The 235-nt window shown below is 34.0% G+C and carries 1 protein-coding gene; it reads left to right on the top strand.

Annotation, left to right across the window (positions count from 1 at the left end; all coding sequences use genetic code 11):
• Positions 1–9: 9 nt before the first annotated feature.
• Positions 10–235: hypothetical protein (locus I5349_RS14110; RefSeq protein WP_226391397.1), on the top strand; the 226-nt coding region annotated here is incomplete at its 3' end.

Here is a 235-nt window from a genome sequence, read left to right as displayed (position 1 = left end):
CGCATAAAGATGAAAAATACACAGAGAATCTTGATACTGTATACTATTATGCTCTCTTTGAATTGTTTGAATGCTGAGGATGGAGCAACAGCTGTTAAAAGACTTCTGTTTATAAATGCTGCTGAACTAACCCAAGATAGATATTTTGAAAATACCTTGAATTTAAAATTTGGATCTAAGGTTAAGATGCTATGGAAACGTTCTTTTGTTTTCACAGAGGATGAGACTCTGTGGG

The organism is Penaeicola halotolerans, from assembly GCF_016464625.1.
Classification (GTDB): domain Bacteria; phylum Bacteroidota; class Bacteroidia; order Cytophagales; family Cyclobacteriaceae; genus Penaeicola; species Penaeicola halotolerans.
Note: the sequence above shows the minus strand (reverse complement) of the source record. Positions and strands in the feature narration are given on the sequence as shown.